This window comes from Microbacterium kribbense (assembly GCF_039537285.1).
GTDB classification, from domain to species: Bacteria; Actinomycetota; Actinomycetes; order Actinomycetales; family Microbacteriaceae; genus Microbacterium; species Microbacterium kribbense.
In genome coordinates this window covers 96,480-112,641 of sequence record NZ_BAABAF010000009.1, presented here as the reverse complement: position 1 = coordinate 112,641, position 16,162 = coordinate 96,480, and the positions used below count along the sequence as shown (strand labels likewise).

At 71.0% G+C, this 16,162-nt stretch carries 14 protein-coding genes; 3 read left to right on the top strand and 11 right to left on the bottom strand.

Features of this window, described 5'->3' with window-relative positions; genetic code table 11:
• From ABD705_RS13610 to ABD705_RS13585, 6 genes are all read right to left on the bottom strand, one after another.
• The gene (locus ABD705_RS13610; RefSeq protein WP_344784491.1) at positions 1-1,752 is read right to left on the bottom strand and encodes a dihydroxyacetone kinase family protein; all 1,752 of its coding nucleotides are present in this window, start codon (positions 1,750-1,752) and stop codon (positions 1-3) included.
• A 99-nt stretch (positions 1,753-1,851) separates the two neighbouring features.
• A complete protein-coding gene (locus ABD705_RS13605; RefSeq protein ID WP_344784489.1) occupies positions 1,852-2,868 on the bottom strand; it encodes a D-ribose ABC transporter substrate-binding protein in 1,017 nt (338 codons plus the stop codon).
• A 43-nt stretch (positions 2,869-2,911) separates the two neighbouring features.
• The gene (locus ABD705_RS13600) at positions 2,912-4,042 is read right to left on the bottom strand and encodes an ABC transporter permease (RefSeq protein ID WP_344784487.1); all 1,131 of its coding nucleotides are present in this window, start codon (positions 4,040-4,042) and stop codon (positions 2,912-2,914) included.
• A gap of 25 nt (positions 4,043-4,067) precedes the next feature.
• Positions 4,068-5,609: a sugar ABC transporter ATP-binding protein gene (locus ABD705_RS13595; protein ID WP_344784485.1), complete on the bottom strand. Its 1,542-nt coding sequence runs from the start codon at positions 5,607-5,609 to the stop codon at positions 4,068-4,070.
• Positions 5,606-6,277 carry a DUF2291 family protein gene (locus tag ABD705_RS13590; protein WP_344784483.1) on the bottom strand — a complete coding sequence of 224 codons (672 nt, stop codon included), beginning with the start codon at positions 6,275-6,277 and terminating at the stop codon, positions 5,606-5,608. Before ABD705_RS13590 ends, ABD705_RS13595 begins: the two co-directional genes overlap by 4 nt.
• On the bottom strand, positions 6,274-7,308 hold the full coding sequence (locus tag ABD705_RS13585) for a zinc-dependent alcohol dehydrogenase family protein (RefSeq protein WP_344784481.1): 1,035 nt from the start codon (positions 7,306-7,308) through the stop codon (positions 6,274-6,276). Before ABD705_RS13585 ends, ABD705_RS13590 begins: the two co-directional genes overlap by 4 nt.
• 264 nt (positions 7,309-7,572) lie before the next feature.
• Between ABD705_RS13585 and ABD705_RS13580 the strand changes: the two genes are divergently transcribed.
• A complete protein-coding gene (locus ABD705_RS13580; protein ID WP_425562087.1) occupies positions 7,573-8,619 on the top strand; it encodes an NAD(P)-dependent alcohol dehydrogenase in 1,047 nt (348 codons plus the stop codon).
• Positions 8,620-8,697: 78 nt separating this feature from the next.
• On the opposite strand, the gene ABD705_RS13575 is transcribed toward ABD705_RS13580, so the two are convergent.
• On the bottom strand, positions 8,698-9,612 hold the full coding sequence (locus ABD705_RS13575; RefSeq protein WP_344784479.1) for a LysR family transcriptional regulator: 915 nt from the start codon (positions 9,610-9,612) through the stop codon (positions 8,698-8,700).
• A 93-nt stretch (positions 9,613-9,705) separates the two neighbouring features.
• Between ABD705_RS13575 and ABD705_RS13570 the strand changes: the two genes are divergently transcribed.
• Entirely contained in the window at positions 9,706-10,749 is a 1,044-nt protein-coding gene (locus ABD705_RS13570) for a YeiH family protein (RefSeq protein ID WP_344784477.1), read from the top strand.
• A 215-nt stretch (positions 10,750-10,964) separates the two neighbouring features.
• Here ABD705_RS13570 and ABD705_RS13565 read toward each other — a convergent pair whose 3' ends face one another.
• The 4 genes from ABD705_RS13565 to ABD705_RS13550 are packed head-to-tail and all read right to left on the bottom strand — an operon-like array spanning position 10,965 to position 15,593.
• A complete protein-coding gene (locus tag ABD705_RS13565; RefSeq protein WP_344784475.1) occupies positions 10,965-12,233 on the bottom strand; it encodes an amidohydrolase in 1,269 nt (422 codons plus the stop codon).
• A gap of 50 nt (positions 12,234-12,283) precedes the next feature.
• Positions 12,284-12,922: a trimeric intracellular cation channel family protein gene (locus ABD705_RS13560; RefSeq protein WP_344784473.1), complete on the bottom strand. Its 639-nt coding sequence runs from the start codon at positions 12,920-12,922 to the stop codon at positions 12,284-12,286.
• Positions 12,923-12,973: 51 nt separating this feature from the next.
• Positions 12,974-15,178 (bottom strand): alpha-galactosidase, encoded by a 2,205-nt coding sequence (locus ABD705_RS13555; protein WP_344784471.1) that lies wholly within the window; start codon positions 15,176-15,178, stop codon positions 12,974-12,976.
• Positions 15,171-15,593, bottom strand: coding sequence for a hypothetical protein (locus ABD705_RS13550; protein ID WP_344784469.1), 423 nt, complete (start codon positions 15,591-15,593; stop codon positions 15,171-15,173). The genes ABD705_RS13555 and ABD705_RS13550 overlap by 8 nt, the downstream gene beginning before the upstream one ends.
• A 180-nt stretch (positions 15,594-15,773) precedes the next feature.
• Here ABD705_RS13550 and ABD705_RS13545 point away from each other — a divergent pair, with 180 nt between their 5' ends.
• Positions 15,774-16,133 carry a hypothetical protein gene (locus tag ABD705_RS13545; protein ID WP_344784467.1) on the top strand — a complete coding sequence of 120 codons (360 nt, stop codon included), beginning with the start codon at positions 15,774-15,776 and terminating at the stop codon, positions 16,131-16,133.
• Positions 16,134-16,162 lie beyond the last annotated feature (29 nt).

Sequence of the window (16,162 nt, the reverse complement as noted above, 5' to 3'; positions counted from 1 at the left end):
TCAGTTCTCCTTCTCTTCTCGGATGTCGCGCTGCGCCACGAGGACGGCGGCGACCGCCGTCATCGCCAGCGCCAGCGAGACGGCACCCGGATCGGGGGTGCCCAGACTCTTCTGCACGTGGGGTCGGGCCCGGCCCATCTTGGGCACCAGGTCCGACGTGGCCGCCGCAGCGGAGGTGGCCGCCGCGGCGGCATCCGTCCACGCCTCGGCAAGACCCGCGCCGCCGTCCACTCGCGCGGCCAGGGTGTCGGTGAACGGGACGAGCGCGTCGACGAGCGTCTTGTCGCCCACCTGCGCCTTGCCGAAGTCCTGTACCCGGTCGCGGGCGTGCGCGACGGCGCCGGCGACCGCGCGCGGGTCGGGAGCGGTGGAATCCCCCAGCCGCTTCCCGACCGCGCGCAGCGCCATTCCCCAGAGAGCGCCCGAGGTGCCGCCGGCCTTATCGGCCCAGGCGTCACCGGCGAGCGCCAGCACCGTGCCGATGCCGGCGTGTGCGGCCGCGGCCTGCGCCGCGGCGGCATCGGCGGCGCGGGCGCCGCGTTGCATGCCGATGCCGTGGTCGCCGTCACCGGCGATCGCGTCCAGGCGGCCCAGTTCGTCCGCCTCGCGGTCGACCACCGCACGGATCGCGGCGATCGCCGTCGCCGCCAGCGCCCCGGCCGCGGCCGCCTCGGGGCCGGCCGCGACGATGACGGGCTCGGCGGTGTCGTCGGCGGCAACCTCGTCGGCGGCAGCACTCTGTGCGGACGACTCCATCGCGCCCTTGCGATAGGCGGGGGTGCGGGCGGGTGCGCACCAGGCCTGCTCGAGCTCGTCGTCGAGCCAGATCAGGGTGAGCGAGAGCCCGGCCATCTCGAAGCTGGTGGCGTATTCGCCGACCTCGGGGTCGACGATCTCGATGCCGGCCGCCTCGAGCTCGGCCGCCACGGTGCCGTAGAGCACGAACAGCTCTTCGGACTTGACCGCGCCCAGGCCGTTGACGATCACGCCCACGCGCGCCTGGTCGGTGTCTTCCGGGCGCTCCTCGAGCAGGCGCCCCACCATCATCCGGGCGATCTCGGCCGAGCTCGGCAGATCGACCATCGCGATGCCGGGCTCGCCGTGGATGCCCATGCCGACGGCCATCTGACCGGCCGGCACCGTGAACAGCGGCTCGGCCGCACCGGGCAGCGTGCAGCCCGAGAAGGCCACGCCGATCGACCGGGTGCGATCGTTCGCGCGCCCGGCGAGGGCGGCGACCTCATCGAGCGAGCGACCCTGTTCGGCCGCCCAGCCGGCGACCTTGAAGACGGCGAGATCGCCGGCCACGCCGCGGCGCTTGTGCGCCTCGTCCGGGGCGGCACTGGAGATGTCGTCGGTCACGCGCACCGTCTGGCAGGGGACGCCCTCGGCGCGCAGCTGCTCCTGCGCCTGGTCGAAGTTCAGGGCGTCGCCGGCATAGTTGCCGTAGCTGAGCAGCACACCGGCATCCGTGGCCACCGCCTTGGCGACCGCGTGCACCTGGTGCGCGCTCGGTGAGGCGAACACGTTGCCCATGGCCGCGCCGTGCGCGATGCCGGGGCCGACCAGGCCGGCGAAGGCGGGATAGTGGCCCGATCCGCCGCCGATCACCACGGCCACCTGGCCGGGAGAGGTGGCGGCGGCCCGCGCGACACCGCCGCGCACTCGCCGCACGGCAGCGCGATGGGCCGCGACGAAGCCGGCTGCGGACTCGTCGGCGAAGTCCGCCGGGTCATTCAGTAGGTAGGCCATGGTCCCTCTTCGTCGGGTGCCGGATGGGTCCGGAGCGGGTGCACTGGCGAGGCACCCGCTCCGGTCTGGCCGCACGGGAGCACGGCCGTTGTGCGATGATCAGCCGCTGTAGGTGAACGGTCCGGTCATCTTGTCGACGTTGGCCTTCGTGATCAGGATGCAGTCGAAGGACTGCTTCTCCTGCGCGGGCTTCTTGCCGGTGCGGATGTACTCGTCGAGCTGGTCCACGGCCTTGGCCGCGAACACGGCGACCGGCTGCAGCACGGTGTAGGCGAGCTCACCGGCCTTGATGGCTGTGACCGCATCCGGCGAGCCGTCGAAGCCGCCGACCACGATGCCGCCGGCGGTGCCGTCGGCCGACAGCTTCTTGCCGGCCTGCTTGATGGCGGCGATGGCGCCCAGCGCCATCTCATCGTTGCCCGAGATCACGGCGTTGATGTCCGGGTGCGCCTGCAGAATGGACTGCATCTTCTGCTGGCCCAGCGCACGGTCCCAGTTGGCCGTCTGCTTGGCGACTTCCTTCCAGTCCGGGTACTGCGAGATCACCGTCTTGTAGCCGTTGGAGCGGGTCGCCGCGTTGTTGTCCGACGGCAGGCCGAACAGCTCTGCGTAATTGCCCTTCGTGCCGGCGACCTTGATCCACTGCTGTGCGCCCAGCGCCGCGCCCTGCGCGTTGTTGGAGACGAGCTGGCCCAGCGCGACACCCTGCTGGTCGATCTCGGCGTTGACCAGGAACACCGGGATCTTCTTCGACATCGCGCGCTGGATGTTGCCGATCGAGCCCTGCGCATTGGCGGGGTCGAGGATGATGCCGGCGGCGTGCTTGGCGATCGCGGTGTCGATGATGGTCGACTCCGTGTTCACATCGCCCTTGGACGCCGCCACCGACGCGGTGTAGCCGAGCTTCTCGGCTTCGGCCTGTGCCACGTTGCCCTCGGTGAGCCAGTACGGGTTGGACGGGTCGTTGACGATGATCTGGATGAAGCCGCCGGCCTTGCCGGCAGAGGGCGCTTCGGACGAGGACGGGCTGGTGGCGCCGCCGCCGGAGCAGCCGCTGAGCACCATCAGCGCGCTGGCGCCGAGCGCCAGTGCTGCGACGATTGATTTGCGAGACATCTGTGATTCCTTCTCTCGGTTGGTGATGGACCGGTGACCGGGGTCAGCCGGCGTTCTGCGAGACGGTGGGTTCGGCGGCTGTGTCGCCGTCCCCTGGTGGTGCGGAGGCCGTGGCCTCCGGTGCCGCCGGCACCCCGGGCTTGCGGGGCCGGCGAGAACGGAGCTGGATGCTGTTCAGCAGCACCGCGAGCACGATGACGGCGCCGGTGAACACGGTCTGCACGTACGCCGAGATTCCGACGATCGTCAGCCCCGCGGCCAGGAAGCCGATCACGAACGCGCCCAGCAGGGTGCCGCGCACGTTGCCGGTGCCGCCGAACAGCGAGGCGCCGCCGATGACGACCGCGGCGATCGCGGTCAGTTCGTACGAGGTGCCCTGGGTGGGCCCGGCGCTGGTCAGCTCGCTGGTGAGGATGACGCCGGCGATCGCGGCGCACACGCCGGCGATGACGTAGGCGCGCACGCTGACCTTCTTCACCGGCACACCGGACAGCTCGGCCGCCCGGCGGTTGCCGCCCTGGGCGTACAGCCAGCGTCCGTAGACCGTGCGGCTCAGCAGCAGGCTGGCCACGATGCTGATCAGCACCATGATCCACACGCCGACCGGAATGCCCAGCATCGAGTTGAAGCCGAGCCATTCGAAGCCGGTGTTGCCCAGTTGGGGCTTGCCGCCGAGGTTGTTGACGGTCAGGCCGTTCGTGGTCAGCGCGGCGAGCCCGCGCACGACGTACATGGTGCCCAGCGTGGCCACGAACGGCGCCACATTCAGCCGGGCCACCAGCACGCCGTTGAGCAGTCCGACCAGGGCGCCGGTGGCAACGGCGAGGATCACGACGACCCACACCGGCGGGTAGAGGATGACGCCGCCGATCGGGAAGCCCTGCAGCGCGAGGCCGGCGACCATGCCGGACAGGCCCAGCGTGGAGCCGACCGACAGGTCGATGCCGCCGTCCATGATGACGACCAGCATGCCGATCGACAAGATGGCGTACACGGACACCTGCTGGCACATCACGATGATGTTCGACAGCGTCGGGAACGCGTTGGGGGCGAGGATCGTGAAGACGAGGAAGATCGCCAGGAGCGCGAAGTACGCGCGCCCTTCGAGCAGGACTGCCGCCCAGGTGAGCCCCTCGAAGGGGCGACGCCGGCCGGCTGTGGTCAGTTGAGACATGAGTCTTTGTTCCTTCGGGTCGCGCCTACGCGGCGATCACGGCTTCGCCGGAGGCGGCCATGATCTGTTCCTTGGTGACGGTGGGATCGAACTCGGCGACGATGTGGCCGCGAGCCATCACGAGAATCCGGTGCGCGATGCTCAGGCATTCGCTCACCTCGCTGGTGGAGTACAGCACGGCAAGCCCCGTCTTCGCGCGCTGCGCGACGAGCCGGAACACCTCGGCCTTCGCGCCGACGTCGATGCCGCGGGTGGGCTCGTCCAGCAGCAGCACCGTGGGCCCGGTGGAGACGATCTTGCCGATGACCACCTTCTGCTGATTGCCGCCGGACAGCGAGCCGATCGGGGCCCCGCCGCCCGAGGTCTTCACGCGCACGGCGTCGATGGCGTCCGCGACGTGCGCGGCCTCGCGCTTGCGTGAGACGAACAGCCCCTTCACGAAGGTGCTGACCGAGGCCAGCGAGATGTTGCGGCCGACGCTCATCGTCTGCACCAGACCGTCGCGCTGGCGGTCCTCGGGCACCAGGCCCAGGCCCGAAGCCAGTCGGCCGCGCAGGCTGAGGTGCGTGATGTCGCGCCCGCGCACGCTGACCGTGCCATGCTCGATCGCGCGGCGCCCGGCCACGGACTCGAGCAGCTCGGTGCGCCCGGCCCCCATCAGGCCGTAGATGCAGACGATCTCGCCCTCGCGCACCTGCAGCGAGAGATTGTCCACCAGCATCCGATCGGGATCCTTGGGGTCGCTGACGCTGACCTCGGAGACCTCGAGTGCGACCGGTCCGAACTCGTAGCCGGTCGGCGGTGAACCGAGGTCGAAGTTCTCGCCGACCATGTTCCGCACGATCCACTCCAGGTCGATGTCGGTCCGCGGCGCCTTCGCGGTCATCGCGCCGTCGCGCAGCACCACCGCGTGGTCGGTGACCTGCAGCGCCTCTTCGAGGTGATGCGAGATGTAGACGATCGCGACGCCCTTGGCGGTGAGCTCGTCGATCACCCGGAACAGGATGTCGACCTCGTTGGCCGACAGCGCCGAGGTCGGCTCGTCCATGATCAGGATGCGCGAGTCGGCCAGCAGCGCTCGGGCGATCTCGATCAGCTGCTGCTCGCCCAGCCGCAGGTCGCCGACCTTGACACTCGGGTCGATCTGCAGGCCGAGCTCCGCCAGGGCCTCATGGCTGCGGCGCAGCTGCGCCGCGAAGTCCACGCCCAGCCCGCGGTGCAGCTCGCGCCCCATGAACAGGTTGTCGCGCACCGAGACGTTCGGCGACAGGCTGAGCTCCTGGTGGATGATCGAGATGCCGTGATTGCGCGCGTCGTTGGTGTCGGCGAATTCGATCTCCTCGCCGTCGAGCAGGATCGTGCCCGAGGTCGGCTTCTCCACACCGGAGAGGATCTTCATCAGTGTCGACTTGCCGGCGCCGTTCTCACCGAACAGCGTCGTGACGGTGCCCGGGTAGACGTCGAAGTTCACGCCCTTCAGCGCCCGCACGCCGCCGTAGTTCTTCACGATGTCGCGAGCCGACAGCACGGGGGTCTCGGCCTGGTCGTCGCGCTGCGTGCCGCTCATGGCCCCACCGTGATCTTGGAGGGCGTGACGTTCCACTGCTTCGGGTTGATCAGCGTGAAGGCGCCTTCGACCGAGATCGTCTTGCCCTGCAGCCCGGTCGCGTCGACCTTGGCCAGCACGTCCTTCTTGAGCTGCTCGTTGATCGCCTGACCGGCATCCTGGTACTGGATCTGGTTCTCGAAGTTGTTCAGCGTGACCTTGCCGGTGACATCGCGCAGGTCGGTGCCGTTGACGGCCGGGCCCAGCTGCAGGCCGATCTTCACGTCGCCCGCCAGGCCCGTCACCGTGATCGGGGTGTACCCGGCCGCCGGGATCTGGCCGACCACACCGGTGAACTTCACCGGGATGATGTAGGTGACGTCGTCGGTGGAGTGGCCGTACTTCTTGGCCGCGGCGCCCTGATCGGCCGCGACCGCGGTCGCCAGTTCGGTCGCACCGACCGCGTTGGCGGAGATGAACTCCTGCATCTTCGGGAACTGCGTCTTGCCGTAGTCGGCGGCGCTGAACTGGCCCGAGCCGGCGGCGAGCGCCGACCCCTTGGTGACGACCCGCGTGCTCAGCGCCATCGCGACGATGAGGGCCACGATCAGGACGATCCAGATGATCCGCTTGGTCAGCGGGCTCAGGCCGTTCCGCTTCACGACGACGGCCGAGGTGGCGGCGCTCATGGGATCAGCACCCGGGACTCGGTGTCGTTCGGGCGGATCTGCAGCTTGCGACCGGTTCCGGCGCGGAACATCTCCAGAGCCTCGGCGTAGTCGTCGAGGGTGAACGAGTGGCTGATCATCGCCTTGGCGTTGATCGCGCCGGCCTGGAACAGCTCGACGGCGCGGCCGAACGAGTTGAGCACCGCCATCGTGCCGACGATCGAGATCTCGTCGCGGTAGACGCGGAACGGCGAGTACTGCGCGGTGCGGTCGGCGGGGGCGACCCCGAAGTCCTGGAAGAAGCCGGCGGGCTTGACCCGAGTCAGAGCATCCTCGATCGCGCGGATGTTGCCGGTGCAGTCGATCACGACGTCCCACTTCGCCCGGTCGGCCTGGTCGGCGCTGGTGTAGCGGTTGACGATGCCGCATTCGGCGGCCACCTGCAGGCGGTCCTCGTTCAGGTCGACGATGCTCACCGTCGCGGCACCGGCCCGGCCCGCGAGCTGGGCCATCAGCAGACCCATCGTGCCGGCGCCGTAGACCAGCACGTGGTCGCCGAGGCGGCGGGGCAGCACGTCCCAGCCGCGGATCGCGCAGGCCAGCGGCTCGATCAGCGCGGCCTGGTAGAGGTCGGTGGCGGGGTCGAGCTTGTACACGTTGGTCGACGGCGCGGTGAAGAACTGCTGGGATGCCCCGTCGGAGGCGACCACGCCCAGGCCGTTCCACTTCGGGCACAGGTTCTGGTGGCCGTTGAGGCAGAACTCGCACTCGCCGCACGTGGTGCTGGGGTTGACGGCGACGTGGTCGCCGACCTTGAAGTGGTAGACCCCGTCGTTCACGCCCTTGCCGAGCGCCACGATCGTGCCCGTCGCCTCGTGCCCCGGTACGAGCGGGAACACGGTTCCCTCGAACTCGCCGTCGAACACGTGCGTGTCGGTGCCGCAGATGCCCACCGCCGCCGTCTCGATCAGGATCTCTTTGTACCCGGGCTCGGGTGTCGGCCGTTCCTCGAGGGTCAGCTGCCCCTCGGCGGCGAATACAACTGCGCGCATCTCTGCTCCCGTTCGCGTCGCGACCGCCGCATCAGCTCGCCCTGAACCGAGGCTCGGTGTGCCCGGCCGGTGTGCGACTGCGCATCCGCCCGACACTGCGGTGGTCATTCACCTCATGTGATCTTGTCTGTGATCTTGTCAAAAGATCACGTTAGATACACCATAGGAATGGCGGGTGCGGATGTCAATAGATCTCTTCGGGCCCGTCGGCAACGATTCGGCAACGGCCGTGCAGCGCGACGGCACCGCGAGAAGGAAGAACCTGTGAGCACTCCAGTCCCCACCCCCGTCCCCGAGTCGATGCGCGCCGCGGTGCTGATCCGCGCCGGCGAGATCGAGCTGCAGCAGCGTCCGGTGCCGGTTCCGGCCGCCGACGAGGTGCTCGTGCGCGTGCACGCGGTCGGCGTGTGCGGATCGGACGTGCACTTCTACCACGAGGGGCGCCTGGGCGACTGGGTCGTGGCCGAACCCCTTGTGCTCGGTCACGAGTCCGGCGGTGTGATCGTCGCCGTCGGCCGCGACGTCTCCCCCGCGCGGATCGGGCAGCGGGTCTCGGTCGAGCCGCAGCATCCGTCGCCCTCGTCGGCCGAGACGCTGCGCGGCGACTACCACCTCGACCCCGAGATGCGCTTCTATGCCGTGCCCGGCACCGACGGCGCATTCCAGGAGTACGTGACGATCCAGAGCCACTTCGCGCACGCCGTGCCCGATTCGGTCAGCGACAATGCGGCGGCGCTGCTCGAGCCGCTGTCGGTCGCCGTCGCCGCCGGTCGCAAGGCGCGCTTCGAGGTCGGGGCGCGCGTGCTGGTGACCGGTGCGGGCCCGGTGGGCCTCGCGGTGGCGCAGGTGGCGCGTGCCGCCGGCGCCGCCGAGGTGCTGGTCACCGACATCAGCCCGACGAGGCGTGCGGCGGCGGCACGGTTCGGCGCCACGACCGTGCTGGACCCGATCGCGGATGCCGCGGCCGTCGCGGCGGCGCACGTGGATTCGTTCGTCGACGCGTCCGGCGCGGCATCGGCCGTGCGGGCGGGCATCGAGAGCCTGCGCCCGGCCGGGCGCGCCGTGCTGGTGGGGATGGGCCTGCCCGAGATCGCACTGCCGATCACCCGCATCCAGAACAGCGAGCTGGTCATCACCGGCGTGTTCCGTTACGCGAACACCTGGCCGACCGCCATCGCACTGGCGGCGACCGGGCAGGTCGATCTGGACGGCATGGTCACCGGCACGTTCGGCCTCGCCGAGGTGCAGGCGGCCCTGGATTCACCCGCCGACGCGGCCACGATCAAGAGCGTCGTCGAGCCGATGCGCTGACCCGACGGCGCACCAGCCAGACGACGCGAGCGCGCGGCGTGTTCGGAACCGATCCGGGAACGGCCGCGCATGGGGTGCTCACTTTCCGGCGGCGAGGCCGACGAGCAGGCGCGACACCCCGCGCAGATCGCGCGCGGCCCCGCGCCACAGCGCGGTCAGCGGCCGGGTGATCGGCGCGCCGGCGATGGGCACCCGGCGCAGCCGGCCCAGCTGCACGTCGTCGGCGACGGCAAGTTCGCTGACCACGGCGGGCGCGACGCCGCCGGCCACCGCCGACAGCACGGCCACCGTGGTCGCCAGCACCAGCGCCGGCTCGGCGGGCTCGCGCCGCAGCTGCTCCCGCACCGCGACCTCGTAGGCCAGCCGCGTGCCGCTGCCGTCCTCGCGCACGACCAGCGCCGTCGCCGCCAGCTCATCCAACCCCACCGTTCCTCCCGCCCAGGGGTGATCCGGCGCGGTCACGACCACCATGCGATCCGTCGCCACCCGCGTCGAGCCCAGGCCGTCCGGGATCACCGGGCTCTCGATGAACCCGAGATCCAGCTCGCCCGCGCGCACCAGCGCCTCGATCTCGGCGCTGTTGCCGGTGCGCAGCCGGATCGGCGTGGGCTCCCGCCCCGCCTGCAGCTGCCGCTCGCGCAGCCGCAGCAGCCACGCCGGCAGCAGCCGCGCCGCGATGGTCTGGCTGCCGCCGACGGTCAGGGCGCGATCCGGCGCCGCCTTCAGCAGGTCGATCGCGGCGCCCATCCGCGCCGCCGCTGCCAGCACGTCGCGGGCCCAGGCGATGACCGATTCGCCGTCGGCGGTGAGGGTGACGCCCTGCGGCGAGCGCAGGAACAGCTCGAGTCCGGTCAGCCGCTCGGCCGCGCGCACCCGCGTCGACACCGCCTGCTGGGTCACGTGCAGCTCCCGGGCGGCGGCCGACATGCTGCCGTGGCGGGCGACGGCATCCAGCAGCTGCAGCCCGACCAGATCGGGAACGTGACTGTGCATCGGGCCTCGCCATCTCAGATCACAACCTGTGCTTGTATGCACACAGATTACCGCCGAGTACCGACATCCGGGCGCGGGGGCCACGATGGACGAGTGCAGCTGTCGCCTCTTCCCACTCTCCCCCAGCGCCTGTCCACCCGCGGCGTCGATGTCATCCCGGGCGTCGCCGTCTGCGTCGTGATCGCGATCGCGGCCACCGTCATCGGCCGGTTCGTGCCGATCCTGGGCGCCGCCGTGCCCGCGATCGTCATCGGCGTCGTCATCTCGCTGGTGCGCCGGCCGGCCGGCCGGCTGCGTCCCGGCATCGCGTACAGCTCGAAGTTCCTGCTGCAGTGCGCGGTCGTGCTGCTGGGCGCGCAGCTGTCGCTGACCAGCATCTTCCAGGTCGGCGTCGAATCGCTGCCGGTCATGCTCGCGTCGCTGGCGGTGTGCCTGGCCGGCGCATGGCTGATCGGCCGGCGCATGCGCATTCAGCCGCGGCTGCGCACCATGATCGGGGTCGGCACCGGCATCTGCGGGGCATCGGCGATCGCCGCCGTGGCCCCCGTGATCGGCGCCGCCAGCGCCGAGGTCGCCTATGCCATCTCGACGATCTTCCTGTTCAACGTGCTCGCGGTGCTGGTCTTCCCCCTGCTCGGGCACCTGCTCGCGATGGACCCGCACACGTTCGGGCTGTTCGCCGGCACCGCCGTCAACGACACCAGCTCGGTCGTGGCCACCGCCAGCGTGTTCAGTGCCACCGCCCTCGGCTTCGCGATCGTGGTCAAGCTCGTGCGCACCCTGATGATCATCCCGATCACCGTGACCCTCGCGGTCGTCGAGGCCCGGCGCAGCAGCGGCGACGAGAAGATGTCGGCGCGGCAGATCGGCACACTGGTGCCGTGGTTCCTGATCGGGTTCCTGGTCGTCGCCGTCGTGAACTCACTGGGTGTGATCGGTCCGGGGCTGCGCGAGATGCTGGTGCAGGCCAGCATCTTCCTGATCGCGGTGGCACTGGCCGCGATCGGGCTGTCGACGGATGTCGCGGGCCTGCGCCGCGCCGGATGGCGGCCGCTGGCCCTCGGCGCCATCCTGTGGATCCTGGTCGCGGCCACCTCGCTGGGCGTGATCTGGCTGACCGGCGGCTTCAGCCGGTAGCGGCATCCGGCGCCGCCCCGACCCCGCATCCTTCAGTCGGCGCATATGGCGGGCAGAACCGCGCGCAGGTCGCCATATGCGACGACCGAACACTCGGATGCCGGCGTCGCCATCCTTCAGTCGGCGCATATGGCGGGCAGAACCGCGCGCAGGTCGCCATATGCGACGACTCAACACCCCGGTGCAGACGGCCCCACCCTTCAGGCCCGGATGGCTCAGTCGGACGCGGCCAGCCAGGCCGACGCCGCCACGATCAGCGCCTCGGTGCCGGTCTGCAGCGTCGGCTGGATCACCGGCAGGAACAGCGGCGAGTGGTTGGCCGCAATGGCGGAGTGCACGGTGCCCGCGGCCACGGCGGCGGCCCACGCCTGCGGATCGGTGCCGCCGATGCCCCAGTAGCTGTAGGGGATGCCGGCGGCACGGGGCACGTCGCTGAAGTCCTCACTGGCGGTCTGCAGGTCCAGCTCCACGGCGCGGTCGCCGAAGTGCTGCCCGAACGCCGCCGCGACCTTGTCGGTCGTGGCCTGGTCGTTGACAGTGAGCGGGAAGCTGTCGAAGACCTCGAACTCGGGGTCGCGCTCGCACGCACTGGCAGCGCACTCGGCACGGACGATGCGCGTGACCGCGTCGACCAGGTGCGCGCGAGTGGCTTCCGTGTAGGTGCGCATGTTCAGCTCGAGCGTCGCCTGGTCGGGGATGATGTTGCTCTTCTGCCCGGCGTGCATGCTGCCGACGGTCAGCACGGCGGCCTCGGTCGGCGCGACCTCGCGGGCGATGACGGTCTGCAGCCGCACCACGATCATCGCCGCCAGCACGACCGGGTCGATCGTGTTCTGCGGCATCGACCCGTGCCCGCCGCGGCCGAACACCGTGACCCGCATGCTGTCGGCGGCCGACAGCACCGGCCCCACCCGGGTGCCGACATGGCCTGACGGCCCCGGCAGCACGTGCTGTCCCAGCGCGACGTCGGGGGCCGGAATCTGCGAGAGCAGGCCGTCGTTGACCATTCCCTGCGCACCGTCGCCGGTCTCTTCCGCGGGCTGGAACAGGACGACCAGAGTGCCATGCCAGGCATCCCGCGTCATGCTGAACAGCTGTGCGGCCCCGAGCAGGCACGCCACGTGGATGTCGTGCCCGCAGGCGTGCATGACCGGCGTCACCTCGCCCGCGTCGGAGGTGGTCTCGACCGTGCTGGCGTAGTCGACGCCGGTCGCCTCGCGCACCGGCAGCGCATCCATGTCGGCCCGCAGCAGCACCGTCGGGTCGCCGTCGCCGGCACCCGTGCCGCTGAGCACCCCCACGACGCCGGTGCCGCCGATGCCGCCGTGCACCTGGAAGCCCCACTTCGTCAGCCGCTCGACCACCTCGGCCGCCGTGCGCGTCTCGTGGTGCGACAGCTCGGGATGGGCGTGCAGGTCTCGGTAGAAGTCCTCCTGCGCACTGCGGATCGCGTCGTATCCGCCCAGGATCGCGGTGCCGGCCATGATGCGTCCCTTCGGTCTATACGACACGGGCCGCTCCCGCGTCGCGCCGCTCACGATACGCCGTCAGAGCTATGCCGCGACTGCGAACCCTGCGCGTGCACGATGTGCCAGTGGAAGCGCAGCGACAGCACCCGGAACGCGAACACCAGCACGGCGACCACGAGCTGCCCGGACGGACCCAACCAGCCCGTGAACCACAGTCCCGCCATCAGCGCCGCGCCGAAGAACGCCGGCACCGCATAGAGATCGTTCGGGTTGAACAGCTGCGGGTCGCGGTTGGCCACGACGTCGCGCAGCAGGCCGCCGCCGACGCCGGTGGTGACCCCGAGCACGATCGCCGCCGCAGGGTTCATCCCAGCGCGCAGCGCCGTGATGGTTCCCGTGGTGCAGAACAGCGCGAGCCCGCCCGCGTCGAACACCAGCAGGATGCGCGAGTAGCGCTGCACCGTGCCGCTCAGGAAGAACACGACGATCGCCGCGACCACCGGGGGGATCAGGTGGAACGGCTCGTTGAACGCGGCCGGCGGTGCGCCGATGACCAGGTCGCGGATCACGCCGCCGCCCAGGCCCGTCAGCGAGCCCAGCAGCAGCGAGCCGACGATGTCGAAGCCGCGCTGCGCGGCCAGCAGCGATCCCGAGATCGCGAAGAAGAACGTGCCCAGCAGGTCAAGTGCCAGCGACCAGGTCATCACAACCACTTTCGGTGCGGCCGCCGTGCGGCGGGCTTTCGGTAGATCGGTTCAGGCATCGGCCGGCTCCGCGGCACAGATCTGCAGCACGAACGCCTGCTGCGGCCAGAGCGTCGGCAGCTGCAGTCCGATGCGCTCGAGCACCGCGCCGCGGGCGACGAGCCGGCCGGCCCGCCACCACGGCGGCACCCCCGGACCGTGCTGCGCCTGGCCGAACTCGGTGCGCAGCCGCACGGCGTAGTCGCGGTCTGGCTCGAGCCCGGCGATCCGCAGCCGTTCGGCGCGAGCGTCCTGCACGCCGGCGACGGTGGCCACCACGACGACGGCAGCGACCTCGCCGGCGGCGACGGGCCGGCGTGCGCGGAACGCGGTCGCCCGCCAGGCCGGGTCGCGCAGGGCCGGGTGGGTCACCGCGCCGGTGTGCATGACCGGGCGCAGCCGCTTATAGGCCATGATGAACGAGCGGATGGTCTCGAGTTCGGCCGGCGTGCACGTCGCGATGTCCCACTCCAGCCCCGCGCTGCCGAGCAGGCTCGTCGCGCACCGGTACGACAGGTCGGTCACCCGGCCCGACGTCGACGAGCGCGGCGGGCCGACGTGCGCGCCGATCATCTCGGGCGGCAGCAGCAGTCCGGTGAAGCGCTGGATGTCCTGCCGCTCGACGGGGTCGTTCGAGTCGCTCGCCCAGACCCGGTCGCACAGCGTCATCATGCCCAGGTCGGTGCGTGCACCGCCGCTGGAGCACGATTCGATCTCGAGGGCCGGATGCCGCTGCTTGAGCGTCCGGATCAGCGCGTACACAGCGACCGTCTGCGCGTGCACGCCGGGACGCCCGTCGTGCACCGCTTCGACGAGATCGCGGTTGTGGTCCCACTTGATGTAGTCGAGCCGGAGGCGGCCGATGAGCTCCTCCATCTGGCCGAGCACGTGTGCGAACGCGTCGGGATTGGCCAGATCGAGCACGTACTGGTGCCGCCACGACAGCCGCGGGTCCTCCGGCCCCGGCGCGTGCAGCAGCCAGTCCGGGTGGCGACGCGCGGCGTCCGAGCGCAGCGAGATCATCTCAGGCTCGAACCACAGCCCGAACTGCATGTCCAGCTCGTGCACCCGCGCGGCCAGCGGTTCCAGTCCCTCCGGCCACACGGCGGCGTCGACCGTCCAGTCGCCGAGGCTCGTCGTGTCGTCGCGCCGGCCGGCGAACCAGCCGTCGTCGAGCACGAACCGCTCCACGCCGAGCGTCGCCGCCAGCTCGGCGAGCGCCGTCAGCCGATGCGGCTCCTGGTCGAAGTAGACGGCCTCCCAGGTGTTCAGCGTCACCGGGCGCGGTGACGAGGGATGGGTCGGACGCGCCCGCAGCCAGGTGTGGAACCGGGCGGCGATGCCGTCCATGCCCTGGTCGGAATATGCGAACAGAGCGCGGGGTGCGGCATAGCTCTGCCCGGGCTGCAGCACGATCTCGCCGGGCCGCAGCAGCTCGCCGGCGCCGATCAGCGGCACCGCGTCGGTCATCCGATCGCTACGGTACGTGACGTCGGCCGACCAGGCCAGGTGCACGGCCCAGACGTCGCCCGCGGGCCAGCGAGGGCGGCCGGTCGAGGCGAGGAACACGCCGGGAGCATCATGGCCGCCCCGGCCCCGACGCGACTGCCGCGTGATCGCGCCGGCCGGAACCCGAGTGGTGACGGGGCGCTTCTCGCGCGACCAGCGGCCGTCGAACGTCGTCAGGTGCGTGGTCTGCGCCGGCACCGGCAGCGTCGGCTCGAGCCAGTCCACCTCGACCGGCGCCATCCCCTCGCCCTCGTGCGACAGCGACATGTCGACGGCGACCAGGCCTCCGGCCTCGATGCTCACACGCCACCGCAGTCGCATGCCGGTGGCAGCATCGGTCGCCGTCACCGTCGCGATCGCACCCGCCGACTCGATCTGCACGTCGTCCCAGCGCGGGTGGTGCAGCACCCCTGCACGGCGCAGCCGCACGGCCGGGCGACCGGCCCAGCCGTCGCCCTCGGCGGGGGCGACCGACAGCTCCCAGGCGTGATCGAGCGTGCCCGGCGCGCTCTGGGCCCCGACCATCTCGGGCACCGCGCCCCGCGCATCGGCCGGCAGTGCACCCAGCGCGCCGCCCCAGTGCAGCACCGCGGGCAGGCCTACCGGCATCGTGGCCAGCACGATCGCGACCCCGTCGCGCTCGAGCAGCACAGCACCCGGCGCCCCGGTCGCGCCGGCACGCGCCGCGGTGCCGCCCCGCTCAGCCATGTTCGTCTCGCCGTCTGATTCGGAACACGTCGAAGAGCACCCGCAGCGTGAGAAGACCCGAACGCACGGCCAGCAGATAGCCGAAGATCTGGAACAGGGTCGGCGCGGGCAGCCAGCGGTCCGGCCGCGGAATCGAGCCGACCGGCACCAGCAGCTCGGCCAGCACCAGGAACGCGATGGCGACCAGGAACACGATGCCGATCTGCACCGGCAGCAGCGCGGGCGTGTACGCCTGCTCGCCCCAGACGAACTGCGACTCGAAGCCGACCCGGGCGCCCAGGCCCAGAAGGCCCGCCAGCACCAGGCGGACCACGCCGATGCGCACCTCCAGAATGCGGTTCGCGAAGCCGGACAGGACCAGCATGAACACGATGGTCAGTGCGGCCATGACCAGGACGTCCCAGAACACGCTCATCCGACCTCCCAGTTGGCTGCGCCGCGGTGCATCGCTGCGTGTTCACGCTATCGCGGCGGCGGCGCCGAGCCGGTGACGTCACGCCGGACGGCATTGTTGCGCCGCGTGACGGGCGGCTTCCGACGTGCCGGGAGCCGGCCGTAGCCTGGGCGTGGACATCCCGACCGCAAGGAGAGACTCGTGAACACCCGCGCCGCCGCCACCACACCCGCCGAGGTGGATGAGCGTGCGGCGTGCATGTGCGGGCACGGCGACGTCTGCTCGTCCTTCGCACCGGGGCACGCGCTGCACCTGATCCAGGCGCGGCTGGCGGCGGCGACGCCGTCGGAGTGGACCGACGCACTGGTCACGAGCGCGGATGCCGCGACCGGCGCGATCGTGCTGCAGACCCTGGACGGCGCCGAGCACGCCCTCTGGAATGCCGGCGCGGCAGCCCTCGAAGCCGCACCCGGCACGCCGGTGTCGCTGCACGCGCGCTACCACGTGCTGGCCGTGGGCCGGGCCCGCTACAACGTGCGCCGCGACGACCGCGCGGCATAGCACCGCAGCCGCCGTCTCCGGCGCCTCCC